Below are 20980 nucleotides of genomic sequence, written 5' to 3'. Positions count from 1 at the left end.
GGCCGGTCGCGCTCAGGCCGGTTCGGAGCCGGGGTCGCCGACTCCGGCGTCCAGGCCCCGGCGGGCCTTGAGGTCGAGCAGGTCGCGCAGCGCGTCGTCGCGGCGCGAGCGGACGTCGGCGGTGTCGACCCCGGCGAACTCCGCCTGCACCGAGGCGACGAGGGTGTCGACGAGTTCGGGTGTCAGCCGCGGGGTTCCGAGGTCGTCCCACCAGTCCTGGGTGGGCGGGCCGAGGTGTGCCAGCACGTGCGCGAAGCCGCCGGGCCCGCCGGAGAGGTGCTGGGTGGCGAACGGCCCGAGCAGCGCCCAGCGCAGGCCGGGGCCCGCGGCGATGGCCGTGTCGAGGTCGGCGGCGCTCACCGCGCCCTGCGCGACGAGGTGGTAGGCCTCGCGCCACAGCGCCGCCTGCAACCGGTTCGCCACGTGCCCGGGCAGTTCGCGGCGCAGGTGGATGGGCCGCTTGCCCAGGTGCGTGAAGGTGGCCATCGCCGCCGCGATGGCCTGCGGCGAGGTCGCGGCGCCGCCGACGATCTCGACGAGCGGCATGAGGTGCGGAGGGTTGAACGGGTGCGCCACGAGCATCCGCTCGGGGTGGGCGGCGCAGGCGTCCTGGAACGAACTCGGCAGCAGGCCAGAGGTGCTGCTGGCGAGCAGCACCTGCGGGCGGGCGGCGGCGTCGAGCACGGCGAACAGCTCGCGCTTGATCTCGAGTCGCTCGGGGCCGGCCTCGAGCACGAGGTCGGCCTGCGCGGCCGCCTCCGCCGCATCCGTCGTGAAACGGAGCCGGTCCGCCGGCGGCGGCGCACCGGTCTGGGCCTGCACGGTCGCGACCAGCTGGTCGTGGGCGCCGTCGGCCGGGTCGCTGGCGAGCACGGCGTAGCCCTGGCTCAGCGCCAGGCTCACCCAGCTGGCGCCGAGCGCGCCGGTGCCGATGACGGCGATCGTTCGGATGTCGGCGGGGGCGATGAGGTCGGTCATCGGGTCTCCTTGGCGGTGGCGCGCACCCGGGCCAGGTCGACGACAGCGTCAAGGCTCGTGGGCACCGCGAGGGCGTCGGGGCTGGCCACGGCCTCCACCGGCGTGCCTTGGAGGATGCGCTTGACGGGCAGTTCGAGCTTCTTGCCGGTGAGATTGCGTGGCACGACGGGCAATTGCACGATCTCGTCGGGGATGTGGCGGGGCGAGAGCGAGGTGCGCAGCGCGGTGGCGATGTCGCGGCGCAGCGCCTCGTCCAGCGATCGACCCGGCTCGGTGGCCACGAAGCAGATCAGCTCGCCGTTGCCGCCGTCGGGGTCCTCGAGATGGACGACGAGGGAGTCTGCGACACCGTCGATCTCCTCGACGACCCGGTAGAACTCGGCGGTGCCCAGGCGCACCCCGCCGCGGTTGAGCGTCGCGTCCGAGCGGCCGGCCACGTGGCAGCTGCCGTTGGGCGCGAACACGATCCAGTCACCGTGCCGCCACACCCCCGGATAGTGGTCGAAATAGGCTGCGCGGTAACGCGATCCGTCGTCATCGCCCCACAAACCGACGGGCATCGAGGGCATCGGTGCGGTGATGACGAGTTCGCCGAGCTCACCGACGACCTCGCGGCCCTGCTCGTCGAAGGCGTGCACGTCGGCGCCGAGGCAGCGGGCCGAGATCTCCCCCGCCCACACCGGCACGAGCGGGTTGTTCTGCACCAGGCCCGAGCACACGTCGGTGCCGCCGGAGCCGACGTTGAGCTGCACCCGCGGGCCGAGCTGGTCGGCGATCCAGGCGTAGCCCTCCGGCGGCAGCGGCGCACCCGCCGAGCCGACAACGCGGATGCGCAGGTCACGCCCGCGCAGGTCGACGCCCTCCTTGCGGCAGGCCATGATCCAGCCCGGGCTGGCGCCCATGATCGTGGCGCCGGTCGCCTCGGCCAGCTCCCACTGCCACGCGACACCCGGATACATCGGGTTGCCGTCGATCATGACGATCGAGGCCCGCACGAGCAGCGAGGAGACCAGGGCGTTCCACATCATCCAGGCGGTCGTGCTGAACCACAGCATCCGGTCGCCGGGGCGCATGTCCCAGGAGAGCGCGTGGTTCTTCAGGTGCTCGGACAGGATGCCGCCGTGGCCGTGGACGATGGCCTTGGGTTGCCCGGTCGTGCCGGAGGAGAACAGCACGACGAGCGGGTGATCGAAGGGCACGGCCTCGAACGGCGGCGCCTGCGCCGGGTCGGCGGCGGCGAGCAGGTCGGGCCAGCTCAGGGCGTCGGGCACGGCGAAGTCGCCGTAGCCCAGGTCGACGACGTGGCGCACGGTCGGCAGCTCGGCGCGCACGGCCTGCACCTCGGCGGCGCGGTCGACGTCCTTGGTGCCGTAGCGGTAGCCGCCGACGACGAGCAACACGCTCGGTTCGATCTGCGCGAAACGGTCGATGACGCTGCGCGGGCCGAACTCGGTGGCGCAGCTCGCCCACGTGGCGCCCAGGCTCGCCGTGGCGAGAAAGGCGACCAGCGCCTCGGGGATGTTGGGCACGTAGCCGGCCACCCGGTCTCCGCGAGCCACGCCGAGGTCGGCGAGCGCGCGGCGGGCGCGGGCCACCTGCTCGCGCAGCTGCGCCCACGTGAGGTCGACGTCGGCGCGGGTCTGCGAGCGGCCCAACACCGCGATCTCGTCGGCGTCGGAGCCGGTCTCCAGGTCGCCCAGGGCGTGCTCGGCGTAGTTCAGGGTCGCCCCGGGAAACCATTGCGCCCCGGGCATGCTCGCGTCGGCGAGCACATTTTCGTAGGGGGTGTGGGTGCGGACCCCGAAGAACTCCCAGATAGCCGACCAGAAGCCCGGCAGGTCCCGGACCGACCACTCCCACAACTCGTCGTGGGTGCTCATCCGGCGCCCGCGGTGGGTCGCCACCCAGTCGAGGAACTCGCCGACGACGGTGGTCGACAGCACGTCCTGCGACGGGGTCCACACGACGTCGCCGCGCTCCACGGCCCGCTCAGTCATCGGTCGCCTTCTTCGCGCGGCCGGCGAGGAAGTCGCTCATCCGGCCCTTGGCGTCGTCGGTGCCCTGCGCGATCGCCGCCATCAGCGACTCGACGAACAGCCCCTCCTGGGGCCCGAGTTCGGCGATCCGCGGAAGCGCCTGCAGCACCGCGAAGTTCGTCTGCGCCGCGTTGCCGGCGATGCGCTGCGCGAGCTCCAGCGCGCGGTCCAGCCCCGCCCCGTCGGGCACGACGTACTGGGAGAAGCCGATGGCGTAGCCCTCCTGGGCGTCGTAGCGCCGGCCGGTGAGCATCATGTCGGCCATCCGCGCGACCCCGACGAGCCGGGGCACCCGCACCGAACCGCCTCCGCCGACGAACAGGCCCCGTTGCCCCTCGGGCAGCGCGTAGAACGTCGAGGCCTCGGCCACGCGGATGTGCGTCGACGTCGCGAGCTCCAGGCCGCCGCCGACGACGGCGCCCTTGAGCACCGAGACGACCGGCACCGAGCCCTTCTCGAGGCGGTCGAACACCCGATGCCACATGCGGGAGTGGGCGACGCCCGCCATCGTGTCGCGCTCGGCCATCTCGGCCAGGTCCAGGCCGGCGCAGAAGTGGTCGCCGGCCGCGTCGAGCACGATCGCGCGGACGTCGGTCGGCAGGGAATCGAGGAAGCGCTCGAGGCCCAGGATCGTCGCGTCGCTGAGCGCGTTGCGCTTCTGCGGGCGGTCGAGGGTGAGGATGGCGACCGCGCCCCGCCGGGTGGCGCGTAGCGAGGGTGGCAGATCGAGTCCGAGCTCCTCGGTGGTCGTCGTCATCGAGACCCCTCTCACGTCGCGTCGCGCGGCGGGTCCGCACGAGGGCTATCAGGAAACCTGATACTTACGGACGGCGTCCCTCCGGGCAAGGGCCCTCTCGGGATTCGGACATCCCCCCGATGGGCGGACGCGCCACTTGCTTGAATGGTGCGGTGACCCCGGCCGACGCAAGCGTCCCACCCGCGACGTTGCTGTACGTCGTCAAGCAGCTCGAACTCGTCAGCCGAGCCCAGCTGGACGAGTTGTTACGCCCGGCCGGGGTGACGACCCTGCAATACACGGCCCTGACCGTGTTGGCGCGCCGGCCGCACATGACGAGCGCCGACCTGGCCCGGCTGTCCTTCGTGCGCGCCCAGTCGACCGCCGACCTCGTCTCGGCCCTGGCCAAGCGCGAGCTCATCTCGCGCTCCCCCGACCCGGCGAATCGCCGCCGCCTGCTCATCAGCCTCACCGACGCCGGTCGCGAGCTGCTGGCCACCTACGACCCGCTCGTCGCGCAGCTCGAGGAGCAGATGCTCGCCGACTTCAGCCCGAGCGAGCGCGACGACTTCCGCGAGCTGCTGGGGCGGGCGCGTCGCTCGCTGACCCCCGTGCCGTAACCCGCCGCGCCCCGGGCCGAGCACGCCGCGGCCGACCCCGCTTCCACACAAGGTCTTGCCACGGCGGAGCCAGTCTGTCACTCTGCTGCTCTCTGTTTCAGGAATCCTGTCAATGCGGCCCGGAGGTCCACGTGCCCAGTTCGTCCCCCACTCACGAGGATCCCCGCGCGATCCTCGCCGCCGGCAAGATGGGCGGACGCCAGATCCTGGCCGTTGCCATCTGCACACTACTCAATGCCCTCGACGGCTTCGACGTGCTGTCGATCAGCTTCGCCTCCCCCGGCATCGCCGCCGAATGGGGCATCGGACGCGGTGCGCTCGGCATCGTCTTGTCGATGGAGCTGATCGGCATGGCCGTCGGGTCGGTCGTGCTCGGCAACATCGCCGACCGCGTCGGGCGGCGCAAGACGATCCTCGGCGCCCTCGTCGTCATGGGCGTGGGCATGTACCTGGCCACGACCGCCACCGGCCTGGCCACGCTGTCGGCCTACCGCCTCTTCACCGGACTGGGCATCGGCGGCATGCTCGCCGCGACCAACGCCGTGGTCGCCGAGTTCTCCAACGCGCGCCTGAAGAGCATGTCGGTGGCGATCATGGCCGCCGGCTACCCGGTCGGCGCCATCGTCGGCGGCTCGATCGCCTCCTACCTGCTCGCCGCGACCGGCGACTGGCGCTCGGTCTTCTACTTCGGCATCGTCGCCTCGGCGATCATGCTGCCCGTCGTCTGGTTCCTGCTGCCGGAGTCGGTGGGCTACCTCGTGCAGGCCCGCCCGCACGGCGCCCTGGAGCGGATCAACGACATCATGCGCAAGCTCGGCCACCGCACCGTGCCCGACCTGCCGCCGGCCACCGCGGACGAGCCGAAGACCTCGGTCAAGCAGCTGTTCAGCGGCCGCCTCGCGCGCATCACGATCCTGCTGACGCTCGCCTACTTCGCGCACATCATGACGTTCTACTTCATCCTCAAGTGGGTGCCCAAGGTCGTCGTCGACATGGGCTACCCGCCGGCGCTGGCGGGCGGCGTGCTCGTCTGGGCCAACGTCGGTGGCCTGCTCGGTTCCATCGTGCTGAGCCTGCTCAGCGTTCGGATCCCCACCCGCACCCTGGTGCTGGGCGCCATGCTGCTGTCCACGGCCACCGTCATCGTCTTCGGCACCGGCGCCAGCGGCCTGGCGATGCTCAGCCTGATGTCCGCGCTCGCCGGGTTCTTCACCAACGCCGGCGTCGTCGGCCTCTACGCCCTCATCGCCCACGGCTTCCCGTCGGCCGTGCGCGCCGGCGGCACCGGCTTCGTCATCGGCGTGGGCCGCGGCGGCGCCGCGCTCGGGCCCGTCATCGCCGGGTTCCTCTTCGAGGCGGGCCTCGGCCTGCTCGGCGTCGCGATCGCCATGGGCCTGGGGTCGCTCATCGGCGCCGTGTGCATCTTCGGGCTCAAGCAGTCCGACGAGGCCGCGCTGTAGACGAGGCGGCGCTGTAAGGGTCGGGGCGGGCGCCGGGTTTGCCAGACTAGCGGCATGGATCGACCCGCCCTCGACGCGGCGCAGCAGCGGGTGCTCGGCGCGCTCCTGGAAAAGGAGCGCACGGTGCCGGCCACGTATCCGCTGTCGCTGAACGCCCTGCGCACGGCGTGCAACCAGACCACGAGCCGCGACCCGGTGACCGACTACCCCGACTCCGAGCTGGAGGCGGTGGCGCGCGGCCTCAAGGAGCAGGGGCTGCTGCGCATCGTCTGGGCCGGGAAGGGCTCGCGCACGCTGAAGTTCCACCAGCTGCTCGCCGACGTGCTCGGGGTCGACGACGACGAACGCGCCGTGCTGACCGTGCTGTTGCTGCGCGGCCCGCAGGCCGCCGGCGAGCTGCGCACCCGCACCGAACGGATGCACCCGTTCCTCGACCGCGAGGAGGTCGAGGCGTGCCTGCAGCGCCTCGCCGACCGGCCCGCTCCCCTCGTCGCGCAGCTCGCCCGGCAACCCGGACAGCACGATCCGCGCTGGACGCACCTGCTCGGACCGACTCCGGAGCCGGGGCGGGGGTGGGTGTCGCGGCTGCTGCGGCACCCGCCGGGGTCGACCGCGACGTCGTTCTCGCCGACGGCGCCGCGGCCCGGGACTCGCGGGTGCGCGCGGCCTACGACGTCGTCGCCGACTCCTACGCCCAGCACATCGGTGAGGAGCTCAACGACAAGCCGTTCGACCGGTGGCTGCTCGAGCGGGTCGCGGAATGGGCCTCGGGGTCGGCCGGCGGACCGGTCGCCGACGTCGGCTGCGGCCCGGGGCATCTGGCGGCCTTCCTCGCGGACGCCGGCGCCGACGTCACCGGCTTCGATCTCGCGCCCGCGATGGTGGCGCGCGCCCAGACCGACTACCCGGACCTGCGTTTCGAGGTCGGTGACCTCACCCGGCTGCTGCGGCCGCCGCGGGCGCCGGGATGGTCGGCGATCGTCGCGTTCTACGCGCTGATCCACCTCGCCGGCTCCGAACTGCCGGGCGCGGTCGCGGCGCTCGCGCGCACCCTCGACACCGGGGGCCGGCTCGCGCTCGCGGTGCACGTCGGCGACGAGGTGCGCCACCAGCGGCAGTGGTGGGGTCACGACGTCGACCTGCAGATCGTGCTGCACGACCCGCGGGCGGTGCGGGAGGCGGTGACCGCGGCCGGGCTCGTCATCGAGGAGTGGTATGTGCGTGGGCCGCTGGCCGGGGTCGAGCTGGAGACCGAGCGGCTCTACGTGCTCGCGCGCCGGCCGTGAGACGATCGCGGAGATGAGCCGACCCGCCTCCGAGCCGAGCTCGACCCCGCGACCCTCGCCCATCGCTGCGCCCGGCAGCCCGACGCATCCGATCGCGCTCGTCCCCTGCGCGTTGATCTGCGCGGGCGCGGTCTTCCTGTTCTGGCTGATGATCGACGTGCCCGGCTACCTGTGTCTGGCCGCCGGGCTCCTCGGCGCGGTCTGGACCGACCGCACCGGCCTTTCCCGGCGCCTGGCCACCGACCTGCTGCTCATCGCGATCGCGCTGACCGGCATCAGCTTCATCTCGCTGCACGCCGACATCTCGCCCGCCGGCATGCTGCGGTTCACGCTCGCGCTCGGCTGGGCGGTCGTCGTGCCGTACTCGATCAGCCGCTGGGTGTATCGCGAACACGCGATCGGGTTTCCGTGGGGGCTGGGGCGGTGGAGTCGGCGGATGTGGGCCTACCTCGTCGTCGTCATCGTCGCCGCGTACCTCATCCTGCCGTGGTACTTCCTCACCTCCGGCGTCTACACGAACTGGCCCGCGGTCGTCGAATGGCACGCGATCGCGCGGCTGTTCATCGGCGTCAACGCGGTCGGCCTGTGGGACGAGCTGTTCTTCATCTGCACCTGTTACGTGCTGTTCCTGCGGCACTTCCGCCCCGCGGTCGCGAACGTGCTGCAGGCGACGATCTTCGTGTCGTTCCTGTGGGAGCTGGGCTACCAGGCGTGGGGCCCGTTCCTGACGATCCCGTTCGCGCTGATCCAGGGACTGATCTTCTCCTGGACCAAGCAGAACCTGCTCTACGTCGTCGTCGTGCACCTCCTCTTCGACGCGATCGTCTTCCTCGTCATCGTGCACGCCCACCACCCGCAGGCCCTGCCGATCTTCCCCCTCGTCCACGGCTGACGGCCGCCCCCACATGGCCGAAGGCTGCGCCGTCGGTCGAGGGCTGCGGTTCTATCAGCAGCCCTCGACCGAAAGGGCAGCCTTCGGCCGAGGGTGAGAGGAGGGTCAGGCTTGCTCGGTGACGGCGGCGACGATCGCCTTGTTGAAGGCGGGCAGGTCGTCGGGGGTGCGCGAGGAGATGAGGTTGCCGTCGAAGTGTACCTCCGCGTCGACGTACGTGGCGCCGGCGTTGACGATGTCGTCGCGGATCCTGTTGACCGCGGTGACCGTGCGGCCGCTGAGCACCTTGGCGGAGATGAGCAGCTGCGGGCCGTGGCAGATCGAGGCCACCGGCTTGCCCGAGTCGACGAAGCGGCGGGTGAACTCGACCGCGTCGTCGTCGATGCGCAGGTTCTCCGGCGCGCCCCCGCCGGGGATGACGAGCAGGTCGAAGCCGTCGACGTCGGAGTCGGCGATGGTGGTCAGCGCCTCGACTGTCGCGCCCTTCTTGCCGGTGACCGTGCCGGTCTCCAGGCCGATGACGCTGACCTCGACCCCCGCCTCCTGCAGGGCCTCGATGGGGCTGGTGGCCTCGGAGTCCTCGAAGTTCTCGGCGATGATCACCGCGGCGCGGCGGGCTGGTGCGGACATGGGTTCTCCCTTCGGAGCCGGGGCGCGCGCACGCGCCGCGCGGCGTGGTCGATGACGGATCGGACGCCGCCACGGCTGTGTCTCGTGCGAATCGCGTCGCGACCCGCGGCGGCCTACGGCTCCCCTACCCCCCACGGCGCGTCCCGAACCGGGTGCACCGCCTCCGAACGTCCGTGAAAACTGCGTGTCGCGGTGAAACCTGCGACACGAACAGCAGGTCCGACCACGACACGCAGTTTTGAGGGACGTGGGAGCGACGCTGGCGTCAGGCGCGGGCGGCGGCGAAGCCCTTGTCGAGGTCGGCGACGATGTCGTCGATGTGCTCGATGCCGACGGCGAGGCGCACGAGGCCGGGGGTGACACCGGCTCCGCGGCGGTCCTCGTCGCTGCCCTGGCTGTGCGTCGTGGAGGCGGGGTGGATGACCAGCGAGCGCACGTCGCCGATGTTGGCGACGTGGCTGTGCAGCTCGAGGCCGTCGACGAAGCGTCGCCCCGCCTCCAGGCCACCGGCGATCTCGAACGACAGCACGGCCCCGGCTCCGGCGGGGGTGTACTTGCCCGCCAACGCCGCCCACGGGCTGTCCGGCAGCGAGGAGTAGAACACCGACTCCACCTGCTCGTGCCCGGCGAGGTACTCGGCCACCTTCAGCGCGTTCGACAGGTGCCGCTCCATGCGCAGCGACAGGGTCTCGATGCCCAGCTGCAGCACCCACGCGTTGAACGGGCTGATCGCCGAGCCGAGGTCGCGCAGCAGCTCCACGCGCGCCTTGAGGATGAACGCGAGATTGGCTCCCAGGGCCGAGCCGACGCCGAGGTCGCGCGCGAACACGAGCCCGTGGTAGCTCTCCGACGGCTCGTTGAACTGCGGGAACTTCTCGGGCGAGGCGCCGTAGTCGAAGGTGCCCGCGTCGACGATCGCGCCGCCGATGACCGCGCCGTGCCCGCCGAGGTACTTCGTCGTCGAGTGCAGCACGACGTCGGCGCCGTACTCGATCGGGCGCAGCACGTAGGGGGTCGCGACGGTGTTGTCGACCATGAGCGGCAGCCCCGCCTCGTGCGCCACGTCGGCGACGGCGGCGACGTCGAGGATCTTCCCGTCGGGGTTGGAGATCGTCTCGCCGAACAGCAGCTTGGTGTTCGGCCGGATCGCCGCCCGCCACTGCTCGACGTCGGCGATGTCGTCGACGAACGTCGTCTCGATGCCGAGCCGCTTCAGCGTGTACTTGAGCAGGTTGTACGTGCCGCCGTACAGCGCCGCGCTGGAGACGACGTGGTCACCGGCCGCCGCGACGTTGAGGATCGCGAACGTCGTCGCCGACTGCCCCGAGGCGAGCAGCAGCGCACCGACCCCGCCTTCCAGGGCCGCGATCCGCGCGCCGACGGCCTGCTCGGTCGGGTTGCCGAGCCGGGTGTAGATCGGGCCGAGGTCGGCCAGCGCGAACCGGTCGGCCGCGGTCTGCGCGTCGGGGAAGACGAACGAGGTCGTCTGGTAGATCGGCAGGGCCCGTGCCCCGGTCTCGCTGTCGGGCACCTGCCCCGCGTGCACCTGCTTGGTCTCGAAACGCCACTGCTCGCTCATGCTCACTCCTGCGGGGATCGTGCGGGGATCGTGCGGGGGAATCGTGCGGGATGCTCCGGTCGCGGCCGGGTGCGACACGCCCGGCCCGTTCGCCCCCGACGCTACCCGGAGACGGGCTCGCCAAGCCCTGCAGGCGCCTCAGCGCGGGTTCTCGTCGCGGTACCGCGCCCGGGCGACCAGGTGCGCGGAGACGGGGATCGTCAGCATCTGGAAGATCGCGATGAGCACGAGCATCCCGATGTCGAGGCCGGAGCGCAGCATGAGCCCCAGCCCGAGCAACGAGAGCAGCAGCCCCAGGGCCTGCGGCTTGGTCGCCGCGTGCATGCGGGCGTACAGGTCGCCCAGCCGCACGAGGCCGACCGAGCTGGTCAGGCACAGCAGCGCCCCGAACACGAGGCAGAACAGACCGATTCCGTCGGCCACGCTGTCCCAACTCACGACTGGCTCCCCGGGCGTGCGGTCGGCTCGTCACCGACGGGTTCGGCGGGCGCCGACGTGACCCGCCCGCCCTTGTCCTCCGGAGGCTGCGGCATGAACCGCGCCACCGACACCGACCCGAGGAAGCCGAGCAGCGACAGCGAGATGACGATCGGCAGCGTCGTCGCATGCCGGTTGATCGCGGCCTCCGCGCACAGCGCGCACACGAGGGTCGAGACGAGCACCTCGGTGGCGACCGTGCGGTCCAGCACGCTGGGGCCGCGCACGATCCGCACGACTGCCAGCAGCGCCGAGAGCCCGAGCGCGAGGGCGATGAAGGCGACGGCGAGATTCCAGATCACGAACGCTCCTCCCCATCGGGACCGGCGGCCGAGTCGGGACCCGGATCGTGCTCGGCGGCGACCTGGCGCGGCGGCGCGGCGAGCGCCCGCAGCACCCGCTGTTCCTGCGCGAGCACCCGGCCGCGCAGCTGCTCGATGTCGTCGGGCGATCGCGCGTCGAAGACGTGCAGCAGCATCGTGCGCCCGGCACCGTCAGACTCCAGGTCGATGACGATGGAGCCGGGCACGAGTGTCGTCATCTGCGCGGTGATCGTGCACAGCAGGTCGTTGTCACCGGCCAGGATGATGCGGGTGAACCGACCCTGCGGGTGCACCCACGGAGCGCACGCCTTGTAGGCGACCTCGACGCTCGCGGTGACCATGTCGACGAGAAACCGCACGACGAGCACGATCGTCGCCACCGGCCGCACCCGCAGGCCCAGGCGGATCGGTGGCAGCGGGAACAGCAGCAGCAACAGCCCGGAGATGAGCAGGCCGGAGACCACGTTGAGCACTGAGAAGTTGCCCCACAGCATGACCCACACGAGGGTCAGCACGACCCACGAGACGACCTGCACGCGCCGCTTCACGAGGCCGCGGCGACTGGAGTACTCGTCACCGAGGACGGTCGACGCGCTGGTGGCGTTCACGGCGCCTCCTGCCCGGGATTCGTCGGATCGTGCGCGAGCACGCTGTCGATGTACGGGGTGCGGGCGCGCAGGTCGGCGGCTGCCCGGTCGGTGATCGCGTACAGCGGCCCGGCGACGACGGTGATCGCCATGCCGATGACGACGAGCAGGGTGGTCGGGGTGGTCATGCCGCGCGGGATGGCGCGCACCGCCCCGAGGGCCAACGCCCCGGTCGGGCTGTCGATCGGGCGGTCCGTCTCCTCGGGCTGCCCGTCGACGCTCGGCGCGCCGGCGGTGACCGACGCGCGCTCGCGCTGCACCGTCTCCGAGGGGGTCGGCACCTTGCGCCAGAACGCCATCGACCACACCCGGCTCACCGCGTACAGCGTGAGCAGGCTCGTCAGCACCGACCCGCCGATGAGCAGGTACGCCAGCGGGGTCGCCGCCTGCGCGCCGGCCTGCAGCAGCGCGATCTTGCCGAGGAAGCCGGAGAACGGCGGGATGCCGGCGAGGTTCATCGCGGGGATGAAGAAGAGCACGGCGATGAGCGGCGACGTGCGGGCCAGGCCGCCGAGCTCGCTGAGCGAGGTGCTGCGCCCGCGCCACTCGATGAGCCCCGCCACCAGGAACAACGTGGTCTGCACGATGATGTGGTGCGCCACGTAGAAGATGGCGCCGGACAGCCCGAGCTCGTTGCCGATGGCCACGCCGAAGATCATGTAGCCGATGTGGCTGACGAGCGTGAACGACAGCAGTCGCTTGATGTCGTCCTGCGCGATGGCGCCGAGGATGCCGACGATCATCGTCAACAGCGCCGCCCACAGCAGGATCGAGTCGAGCGCCCCGTCGGGGAACAGCAGCGTCTGGGTGCGGATGATCGCGTACACCCCGACCTTCGTCAGCAGTCCCGCGAACACCGCCGTCACCGGAGCCGGTGCCGTCGGGTAGGAGTCGGGCAGCCACCCGGACATCGGGAAGATCGCCGCCTTGATGGCGAACCCGAGCAGCAGCAGCACCTGCAGCGTCACCCGCGTCGACTCCGGCAGCGCGTCGAGGCGCCCGGCGAGCTGGGCGAGGTTGACCGTGCCCGTCGCGGCGTACGTCATGGCGATCGCCGTGAGGAACAGCAGCGACGACAGCACGCTGACGAACACGTAGTTGACGCCCGCCCGGACCCGCTCGGCGGTGCCGCCGAGGGTGAGCAGCACGAAGCTCGCGATGAGCAGCATCTCGAAGCCGACGTAGATGTGGAACAGGTCGCCGGAGACGAACGTCGTGCACACGCCCGCGAGCAGCACCATGAGCGTGGGGTGGAAGATCGGCAGCGGCGAGCCGGCGTCGCGTTCGCGGTCACTGGAGCGGCCCTGCCCGATGGAGAACAGCAGCACGGCGAACGTGATGATCACCGACACGAGCACCATGAGCGCCGAGAGCCGGTCGGCGACGAGCACGACGCCCCCGAGGGCGGCCGGCCAGCCGCCGGTGCGCAGCACGAGCGGGCCGTGGGCGTCGGCGCCGATGAGCAGGCCGACGGCGGCCGCGAGCACGCCGACGAAGACGACGATGCTGACCGTGCGCTGGAGCTGGTCGCGGCCGCCGACGACGAGCGTCAGGCCGGCGCCGACGAGCGGCAGGAGCACCGGCAGCGGCACGAGCCAGGTGGGCGGGGTGGCGTAGAGGAAATCCACCATGCTGATCACCTCCCGTCCGGGTGGGGCGTGTGGCCGACGTGCTCCCCGGCGTGACCGTCGGCCGGGGCCGGGCAGTCGGGGTGGTAGCAGGCGCCGGGGTCGGGATCCTCGTCCGGTTCGTCGGGGGCGTCCTCGGCGAAGTCGCTGTCGGAGGTGTCGTTGGCCTGCGCCTTGCGGCCGATGCGCGCCGCCTCGTCGTCGTCGGCCACGTCGTCGGTGCGGGTGACCTGCCAGGAGCGGTCGGCCAGCGCCAGCACGAACCCGGTGAGCGCGAGCGTGATGACGATCGCGGTGAGCACCAGTGCCTGCGGCAGCGGGTCGGTCAGGCCGGTCTGATCGCCGGTGTCGTCGACGATCGGCGCGAGCCCCGGGCGGCCCGCGGCCGCGATGAACATGAGGTTGATGCCGTTGCTGATGAGCAGCACCCCGAGGAAGGCGCGCACGATGCCGCGCGACATGAGCAGCACGACGCCGGAGCCGAAGAGCACGCCGATGAGCAGCGCGAGCGTGACGTTGGAACTCATCGCTCCCCCTCGAACAGGCCGTGGGAGCCGCCCATCGGGTCGTCGCTCGGCGGCGTCTCCCGAACCTGCGTCGGGGTCGCCGGGTTGGTCGCCGCGGCGTCCTTGCCGGGACGCATCGGGCGCATCGTGCGCGTCGTGCGCGTCGACCACCACGACGAGGCGGGCGAGGAGGTCGGGGCGGCGGCGCCACCGGCCGACCACGAGCCCGGGCCGGAGTCGGGCCGGCGGGCGTCGTCGATCTGCTGGTCGATGGAGGCGCCGAGGCTGCGCAGGATGTCGAGCACGAGGCCGATGACGACGAGGTAGACCCCGACGTCGAAGACGAGCGAGGTGACGATGTGCAGTTTGCCGATGAGCGGCACGGGCACGTCGAAGACCCAGGTCTGCAGCACCGAGCCGCCCGCAAGCATCGAACCCAGGCCGTTGCCGGCGGACAGGAAGAGCCCGATGCCGAGCAGCCAACCCGGCAGCACCGGGATCGCCGCGCGCAGCTCCTCGCGGCCGCCGGCGAGGTAACGCACGGTCAGGGCGAGGCCGGCGACGATGCCGGCGGCGAAACCGCCTCCGGGATCGTTGTGCCCGGCCAGCAGCAGGTACACCGACCAGAGCATGACGACGTGGAAGATGAGCCGGGCCACGACCTCGAACATCGTCGAGCGCTGCTCGGGCCGGATGAGGGAGTCCTCGGCGAGCCAGCGGCCGTGCGACACCCCCGAGCGGGTGGCCTCCCGGCGGCGCGCCCACGTGTCGGCCAGCCGCGCCCGCACGACGGCGAACCGGTCTTCGTGCAGGAACACCAGGCTCGCGATGCCGGTGGCGGCGGCGAGCACGACCGACAGCTCACCCATCGTGTCCCAGGCCCGCACGTCGACGAGAATGATGTTGACCATGTTGTGGCCGCCGCCGTAGTCGACGGCGATCGGGCCGAGCCCGTCGGAGGCCGGGTTGGCGGTGCGGGCCTGCGGCAGCACGAGCGCGAGGGCCGCCGCGACGACGCCGACGGCGAGGCCGAAGACGGCGCGGGTCGCGCGGTCCCAGCGGGGGCGGTCGGCGGTGAACCGGCTCGGGAAGCGGCGCAGCACGAGCACGAAGACGATGATCGACAGGGTCTCGACGAGCACCTGGGTCAGCGCGAGGTCGGGCGAGCCGAAGAGCAGGAACAGCAGCGCGCAGCCGTAGCCGGTGACCCCGACGAGCAGCACGGCGCGCATGCGGCGCCGGGCGCGCACGGCCCAGATCGCGGCGACCGCCATGACGCTCGCGGTGATGAGCTGCGGCACGCCGTCGGAGAGCCGCAGCCGCATGCCGCTCCAGTCGGTGAGGAACAGCACGGCGCCGCCGGGCAGCACGATGAAGACCATGAGGATGAGCCCGAGGCTCAGCGGCAGCGAGCCGCGCTGCAGGGCGGCGGTGACTTCCAGCGACCCGCGGTCCAGCGCGCGCATGAGCCGCCGGTAGCTGTTCTCGGCCGAGAGTTTGTTCCAGGCGCGGTCGTGCAGGGTCGTCTGGAACGACTCGACCCGGATGTGGCCCAGCGCGAGCGCGACACCGACGGCCCAGGTCAGGAGCGTGAGCCAGAGCGCCGCGGTGAATCCGTGCCACAGGGTCAGGTGCCCGGAGGCGGGCGCGGCACCGACGGTGTCGGCCCAGCCCCGCAGGGCCGGCTCGAGCAGCGGCGCTGCCGGGCCGAGGCCGAGGGAGAGCCCGGCGAGCACGAGCGGCACGCCGAGCAGCACCGGCCCGGGGGCGTGCACGGAGGTGTCCTCGCGGTCGGGCTGGGTGCGGAAGGCGCCCCAGACGAACCGCACGCTGTAGGCGAAGGTGAGCATCGAGCCGACGACGAGCACCGCGAGCACCCAGAAGTCCCAGGACTGTTCGCCGGCGGTGAAGGCGGCGTACGCGGCCTCCTTGCCGACGAACCCGAGCAGCGGCGGCAGGCCGGCCATGGAGACGGCGCCGACGACGCCGGCGATGGCCAGCCCGGGTGAGCTGCGGGCGAGCCCGGACAGTTCGCGCAGGTCGCGGGTGCCGGTGGCGTGGTCGATGGCGCCCACGACGAGGAACAGGCAGGCCTTGTAGAGGGCGTGCGCGAGCACCATCGCGACGCCGGCGAGCGCGGCGTCGCCGGTGCCGGCGCCGACGAGCACGACGAGGAAGCCGAGCTGGCTGACGGTGCCGTAGGCGAGCAGGAGTTTGAGGTCGTATTGGCGCAGCGAGCGGTAGGCGCCGATGATCATCGTCGCGCCGCCGAGCACCAGCACGAGCACCCGCCACAGCGGCACGTCGGCGTAGGCGGGCGCGAACCGGGCGACGAGGTAGATGCCGGCCTTGACCATCGCGGCCGCGTGCAGGTAGGCGCTGACGGGCGTGGGCGCAGCCATCGCGCCGGGCAGCCAGAAGTGGAACGGCACGAGCGCCGACTTGCTCAGCGCGCCGAGGAGCACGAGCCCGACGGCGGCGACCATCGTCGCGTCGGCGGCGGGCGGGGCGGCCGCGGCGGCCTCGATGATCTGGGACAGCCGGTAGGTGCCGGCCGACTCGCCGATGACGATGAGGCCGACGAGCATGGCCAGGCCGCCGAAGGTCGTCACGACGAGGGCCTCGGTGGCGGCGGTGCGGCTCGACTTGCTCTCGGGGCGGTGCCCGATGAGCAGGTAGCTCAGTACCGTCGTGGCCTCCCAGAACAGGTAGAGCACGAGCAGGTCGTCGGCCGTGACGAGGCCGAGCATCGCGCCGGCGAAGCCGAGCAGGCAGCCGGCGAAACGGCCCAGGCCCGGCTCCTCGTCGGAGAAGTACGCGGAGCAGTAGGCGAGCACGAGGGCGCCGATGCCGCCGACGATGAGGCACAGCAGCCACGACAGGGCGTCGAGGCGGAACGCGAGCTCGAGCCCGATGCTGGGTACCCACGAGACGACCTGGGTGGGCGGCGACTCGGAGAACGCGTGCGAGGTGTTCCGGACGGCGTAGGCGAAGGTCGCGGCCGGAGGCAGCGCGAACAGCCAGAAGGCGCGACGGCCCAGACGACGCACGATCGGGGGTGCTGCCACTGCCAGGACCAGATGGGCTACGAGCAGAAGGCTCAGCATCACTCCCCCAGCTCGTCGGTCTCTCGCGTGCTGGGTAGAGACGTTATCAACCGAAGGGGCCAACCACCGCATCGAGTCGCGCTGGCGCCAGCGGCGGGGGCGAGCGCGAATCTGCACGAACTCCTGGGCGATCAGCGCTGGGAGACGGGCCCGGCGACGGGCCCCGCGACGGGCCCGGCGTCGACGCCGTCGAGGTGGGCGAGCAGGCGATAGGGCGCCGCGGAGACCAGTCCGGGAAAACGCCGCCGGAGCCGGGACACCTCGGCGCGGGCGGTGACGACCGAGGCCTGCGTGCCCCAGACGCTCTCGGCGAGTCGGGTGGGCGTCAGCGGACCGCGCGCTCGCGCGAGGGTGGTCAGGAGCGCGATGTGCCGACCGGTGAGGTGGTGTACGGTCGCGCCGACCCCACCGCTCGTGACGAGACCGGTTCCGGCGCGCAGGTCGCCCATGGTCACGGTGAGCGTGCCCGCGGCCGCGTCGAGCCGGTAGCCGAGATCGACCCCGGAGCCGGTGCGCGGCACGAGCACCACCGCCTCGCCGATGCGGGAGATCTCCACCTGCCCGAGACCGGCGACGACGGCGAGGCCGCCGCCCGGCGCTCCGGTGAGTTCGACGCGCTCGTCGACGTCCAGGCCCTGCGCGCCGACGACCCAGCCCCACTCGTCGGTGAGCGCCCACGGCCCGCGCAGTCGGGAGACCGCGGACCACGTGCGCTTGCGCAGCTTCTCGAGGCGGGCGCGGTGCGCATCGCGCAACCGCAACTCGGCCTGCGTGGCGACAGCCTGCACGAGCCCGAGAAGCGCGGGATGGGCCAACTCGATGCCTCCCGAGATGTCGACGACGGCCACGACAGCACCGTCGGCCGGGTCGCGGACTGGCGCGGCGGCGCACGACCAGTCGTGCTGGTTGACGCACCAGTGCTCGGGGCCGTGCACCTGCACGGGCCGCGTGAGCAACCCGGCGAGGCCGATCGCGTTGGTGCCGACCGCGGACTCACCCCACGCGGCGGCGTGCACGAAGCCGATCCGGTCGGCCCGGCGCAGGGCCCCGGGGCTGCCGTAGCGGTCGCCGACGCGGCACGAGGGGGTGGCGAAGATGCCGACGAGGTCGCTGTCGAGCAGGCAGCCCTCGAGGGCGCGTTTGACCTGTCGGCGCACCTCGCGGCCGTCGGCACCGTAGCGCGTGCTCATCGCGTCGAGTTCGGCCTCCAGCGCGCCTTCGTCGATATGCGGGTCGGGCCGGTGGACGGGCACGCCGTCGCGTTCCATCCGGGACCAGGACTCGTCGACGAGGTGGCGGGGGCGGGCCACGGGCCGGGACCCGAACATCCGCGACTCGTGCAGCCCGGCGAGTACCGCCGCGTAGGCGCGCGGGTCTCCGTCGTACGGCAGCGCGGGCTCCGGCGCCTCGATCCGGCTCATGACGGACTTCCTCTGACGGGCGAGAACGCCAGCCTACCGACGAGCACGCGCCGGGTCACGGGCGTTTGCGTCCTGCGCCTGCCCGAACGGACATTTCGCCATGTTGCAGCACGTTGCAGTGCGTTGCAGCGCGCCCGCCCGAGCAGGCCGCCCTACGGTGACTCGACCTGCCCGGACGTGGCGGCGGTCACACGACCACGCACCGCACCAGGTCGGGCAGTCCACGCGATCACGACGAGGTGAGGAATCCAGCGATGGAGTTGTCCAAGGAGCAGTTGCTCGAGGCCTACGACCGGATGTCGAAGATCAGGGCCTTCGAGGATCGCCTGCACAAAGAGAACACGACCGGGGAGATCCCCGGATTCATCCACCTGTACGCCGGTGAGGAGGCCATCGCCGTCGGCGTCTGCGAGCACCTGGGGCGCGCGGACTACATCGCCTCCACGCACCGCGGGCACGGCCACTGCATCGCCAAGGGCTGCGACATCCGCGGCATGATGCTCGAGATCTACGGCCGCAAGGAGGGCCTGTGCCACGGCAAGGGCGGCTCGATGCACATCGCCGACCTGTCGGTGGGCATGCTCGGCGCCAACGGCATCGTCGGCGGCGGCCCGCCGATCACGATCGGCGCCGCGCTCACCGCGAAGTACCGGGGTGAGGGCGCGGTCGCGGTCTCGTTCACCGGAGACGGCGGCTCGAACCACGGCTTCACGCTCGAGTCGCTGAACATGGCGGTCGTGCTGAACCTGCCGATGGTCTTCGTCTTCGAGAACAACGGCATGGGCGAGGCGACCGGCACCGACTACGCCGTCGGCGCCGACTCCATCGCGCACCGCGCCGGCAGCTTCGGCATGCCCGCCGTCACCGTCGACGGCACCGACTTCTTCGCGGTGTACAACGCGGCCGGCGAGGCCATCGACCGGGCCCGCTCCGGCGGCGGCCCCTCGGTCATCGAGGCGACCGCGTTCCGCTTCTACGGTCACTTCGAGGGTGACCCGGGGCTGTACCGCACGCCCGAGCAGCTGCAGGAAGTGAAGGACACCAAGGACCCGCTGAAGATCTTCCGTGAGAACGTCGCCGGGTCGATCGAGCCGTCCGAGCTCGACGCCATCGACGAGGCGAACACCGAACTCGTCGACTCCTCGGTCACCGAGGCGAAGGCCGCCCCCGTCCCGGACATCTCCGACGTCGACTCCGACGTCTACGTCTCGTACTGACCACGCCCACACAGCGATCGAAGGAGATACCTGTGCCCACGATGAGTTTTAGGGAAGCCGTTCGCGCCGGGATGGCCGACGCGATGCGCGAGGACAAAGACGTCGTCCTCATCGGCGAAGACCTGCGCGGCGGCAAGGCGGCGTGGAACCCCGACCCCACCCTCGAAGCCTTCGGTGGCGTCTTCGGCGTCACCCAGGGGTTGTGGACCGAATTCGGTGACGACCGCGTCATCGACACCCCGATCACCGAGGCCGCGTTGTGCGGCATGGCGGCCGGGGCCGCCGTCACCGGCCTGCGCCCGGTGGCCGAGCTGATGTTCATGGACTTCTTCGGCTGCGCCTTCGACACGATCTACAACCAGGCGGCCAAGTTCCGGTACATGTTCGGCGGCAAGGCCCGCACCCCGCTGACCGTGCGCGGCATCATCGGCGCCGGCGCGAGCGCGGCTGCGCAGCACAGCAACTCGCCGTACAACATCTTCACCTCGACAGCCGGCGTGAAGGTTGTCGTGCCGTCCAACCCGTACGACGCCCGCGGGCTGCTGCTGCAGAGCATCCGCGACGACGACCCGGTGATGTACTGCGAGCACAAGATGCTCTACGACGGCAAGGGCGAGGTGCCCGACGAGCCCTACGTCATCCCGCTGGGCGTCGCGAACTACCCCCGCGAGGGCACCGACGTGACGATCGTCGGCCTCGGCCAGACCGTGAACTACGCGATCACGGTCGCCGACAAGCTCGCCGGCGAGGGCATCTCCGTCGAGGTCGTCGACCCGCGCACCACGTCGCCGCTCGACGAGGACGGGATCCTGGAGTCGGTGGCCTCCACCGGCCGGCTCGTCGTCGCCGACGAGTCGGCGGCCCGCTGCGGGTTCGCGCACGACGTCGCGGCGCTGGTGGCGTCCAAGGGCTTCGGCTCGCTGAAGGCGCCGATCCAGCTCGTGGTTCCGCCGCACTCGCCCGTGCCGTTCTCGGCCCCGCTGGAGAAGGAGTGGATCCCGGGTCCGGAGAAGATCGAGGCCGCCGTCCGCACCGTCGTGGGGGCGTGACGATGTCGACGATCAAGGGACTCGAACTGCCCAAATGGGGCATGACCATGGAGGAGGGCACGGTCACCAGCTGGCTGGCCGCGGTCGGCGACGAGGTGTCCGAGGGCACCGCGCTCGTCACCGTCGAGTCGAGCAAGATCGCCGGTGACGTCGAGGCCCCCATGTCCGGGGTGCTGTGCCGCATCCTCGCCGACGCCGGCGCGACCGTGCCCGTCGGCGACCTCGTCGGCGTCGTCGCTGACTCCGGCGCCACCGACGAGGAGATCGACGCCTTCCTCGCCGAGCACGGCGCCGGGTCGGGCTCTGGCTCCGGCACCTCCGACGCTGCAGCGGCGGCCAGTGACGGTTCGGCGCAGGCGGCGCCTCCCCCGCCGCCCTCGCCCTCGCC

At 71.8% G+C, this 20980-nt stretch carries 19 protein-coding genes and 1 pseudogene; 8 read left to right on the top strand and 12 right to left on the bottom strand.

What is annotated here, in order from left to right:
* Nucleotides 1-12 precede the first annotated feature (12 nt).
* From PINTE_RS08085 to PINTE_RS08075, 3 genes are read right to left on the bottom strand one after another with little or no spacing between them, the layout of a single operon-like run.
* On the bottom strand, nt 13-978 hold the full coding sequence (locus tag PINTE_RS08085; RefSeq protein WP_068428484.1) for a 3-hydroxyacyl-CoA dehydrogenase NAD-binding domain-containing protein: 966 nt from the start codon (nt 976-978) through the stop codon (nt 13-15).
* The gene (locus PINTE_RS08080; protein ID WP_068428481.1) at nt 975-2975 is read right to left on the bottom strand and encodes an acetoacetate--CoA ligase; all 2001 of its coding nucleotides are present in this window, start codon (nt 2973-2975) and stop codon (nt 975-977) included. The genes PINTE_RS08085 and PINTE_RS08080 overlap by 4 nt, the downstream gene beginning before the upstream one ends.
* The gene (locus PINTE_RS08075) at nt 2968-3771 is read right to left on the bottom strand and encodes a crotonase/enoyl-CoA hydratase family protein (protein ID WP_068428478.1); all 804 of its coding nucleotides are present in this window, start codon (nt 3769-3771) and stop codon (nt 2968-2970) included. Before PINTE_RS08075 ends, PINTE_RS08080 begins: the two co-directional genes overlap by 8 nt.
* A 152-nt stretch (nt 3772-3923) precedes the next feature.
* Here PINTE_RS08075 and PINTE_RS08070 point away from each other — a divergent pair, with 152 nt between their 5' ends.
* The 5 genes and pseudogenes from PINTE_RS08070 to PINTE_RS08055 all read left to right on the top strand — a co-directional run bounded on the left by PINTE_RS08070 (nt 3924) and on the right by PINTE_RS08055 (nt 8008).
* Nucleotides 3924-4370, top strand: coding sequence for a MarR family winged helix-turn-helix transcriptional regulator (locus PINTE_RS08070; RefSeq protein WP_217996536.1), 447 nt, complete (start codon nt 3924-3926; stop codon nt 4368-4370).
* A 131-nt stretch (nt 4371-4501) separates the two neighbouring features.
* Entirely contained in the window at nt 4502-5830 is a 1329-nt protein-coding gene (locus PINTE_RS08065; protein WP_217996535.1) for an MFS transporter, read from the top strand.
* 54 nt (nt 5831-5884) lie between these two features.
* Nucleotides 5885-6289 (top strand): annotated as a pseudogene (locus tag PINTE_RS25030) (DUF480 domain-containing protein); the annotation flags it as partial.
* A gap of 113 nt (nt 6290-6402) precedes the next feature.
* Nucleotides 6403-7116, top strand: a complete 714-nt coding sequence (locus PINTE_RS23880; RefSeq protein ID WP_217996534.1) for a class I SAM-dependent DNA methyltransferase — start codon at nt 6403-6405, stop codon at nt 7114-7116.
* A gap of 13 nt (nt 7117-7129) precedes the next feature.
* Nucleotides 7130-8008, top strand: coding sequence for a CPBP family glutamic-type intramembrane protease (locus PINTE_RS08055; protein ID WP_068428470.1), 879 nt, complete (start codon nt 7130-7132; stop codon nt 8006-8008).
* Between the two features lie 105 nt (nt 8009-8113).
* On the opposite strand, the gene PINTE_RS08050 is transcribed toward PINTE_RS08055, so the two are convergent.
* The 9 genes from PINTE_RS08050 to PINTE_RS08010 form a co-directional block, all read right to left on the bottom strand.
* Nucleotides 8114-8638: a type 1 glutamine amidotransferase domain-containing protein gene (locus PINTE_RS08050; RefSeq protein WP_068428467.1), complete on the bottom strand. Its 525-nt coding sequence runs from the start codon at nt 8636-8638 to the stop codon at nt 8114-8116.
* 265 nt (nt 8639-8903) lie between these two features.
* Nucleotides 8904-10217, bottom strand: a complete 1314-nt coding sequence (locus tag PINTE_RS08045) for a bifunctional o-acetylhomoserine/o-acetylserine sulfhydrylase (protein ID WP_068428526.1) — start codon at nt 10215-10217, stop codon at nt 8904-8906.
* A gap of 138 nt (nt 10218-10355) precedes the next feature.
* Entirely contained in the window at nt 10356-10655 is a 300-nt protein-coding gene (gene mnhG / locus PINTE_RS08040; protein ID WP_068428464.1) for a monovalent cation/H(+) antiporter subunit G, read from the bottom strand.
* A complete protein-coding gene (locus PINTE_RS08035; protein ID WP_068428461.1) occupies nt 10652-10996 on the bottom strand; it encodes an MrpF/PhaF family protein in 345 nt (114 codons plus the stop codon). The genes mnhG and PINTE_RS08035 overlap by 4 nt, the downstream gene beginning before the upstream one ends.
* On the bottom strand, nt 10993-11625 hold the full coding sequence (locus tag PINTE_RS08030; RefSeq protein ID WP_068428458.1) for a Na+/H+ antiporter subunit E: 633 nt from the start codon (nt 11623-11625) through the stop codon (nt 10993-10995). Before PINTE_RS08030 ends, PINTE_RS08035 begins: the two co-directional genes overlap by 4 nt.
* A complete protein-coding gene (locus PINTE_RS08025; RefSeq protein ID WP_068428523.1) occupies nt 11622-13295 on the bottom strand; it encodes a Na+/H+ antiporter subunit D in 1674 nt (557 codons plus the stop codon). The genes PINTE_RS08030 and PINTE_RS08025 overlap by 4 nt, the downstream gene beginning before the upstream one ends.
* A 5-nt stretch (nt 13296-13300) precedes the next feature.
* Nucleotides 13301-13819, bottom strand: a complete 519-nt coding sequence (locus PINTE_RS08020; RefSeq protein WP_068428455.1) for a Na(+)/H(+) antiporter subunit C — start codon at nt 13817-13819, stop codon at nt 13301-13303.
* The gene (locus PINTE_RS08015) at nt 13816-16905 is read right to left on the bottom strand and encodes a Na+/H+ antiporter subunit A (RefSeq protein ID WP_084343368.1); all 3090 of its coding nucleotides are present in this window, start codon (nt 16903-16905) and stop codon (nt 13816-13818) included. The genes PINTE_RS08020 and PINTE_RS08015 overlap by 4 nt, the downstream gene beginning before the upstream one ends.
* 131 nt (nt 16906-17036) lie before the next feature.
* A complete protein-coding gene (locus PINTE_RS08010) occupies nt 17037-18326 on the bottom strand; it encodes a helix-turn-helix domain-containing protein (protein ID WP_068428452.1) in 1290 nt (429 codons plus the stop codon).
* Nucleotides 18327-18580: 254 nt separating this feature from the next.
* Between PINTE_RS08010 and PINTE_RS08005 the strand changes: the two genes are divergently transcribed.
* The 3 genes from PINTE_RS08005 to PINTE_RS22635 form a co-directional block, all read left to right on the top strand.
* The gene (locus PINTE_RS08005) at nt 18581-19543 is read left to right on the top strand and encodes a thiamine pyrophosphate-dependent dehydrogenase E1 component subunit alpha (RefSeq protein ID WP_068428449.1); all 963 of its coding nucleotides are present in this window, start codon (nt 18581-18583) and stop codon (nt 19541-19543) included.
* Nucleotides 19544-19584: 41 nt separating this feature from the next.
* On the top strand, nt 19585-20592 hold the full coding sequence (locus PINTE_RS08000) for an alpha-ketoacid dehydrogenase subunit beta (protein ID WP_068428445.1): 1008 nt from the start codon (nt 19585-19587) through the stop codon (nt 20590-20592).
* Nucleotides 20593-20594: 2 nt separating this feature from the next.
* The coding region (locus tag PINTE_RS22635) for a biotin/lipoyl-containing protein (protein ID WP_304609749.1) at nt 20595-20980 on the top strand (386 nt) is incomplete at its 3' end.

Source organism: Piscicoccus intestinalis NBRC 104926 (genome assembly GCF_001515525.1).
In the GTDB taxonomy this organism is placed as follows: Bacteria; Actinomycetota; Actinomycetes; order Actinomycetales; family Dermatophilaceae; genus Kineosphaera; species Kineosphaera intestinalis.
This window is presented reverse-complemented; position numbering and strand designations above follow the sequence as displayed.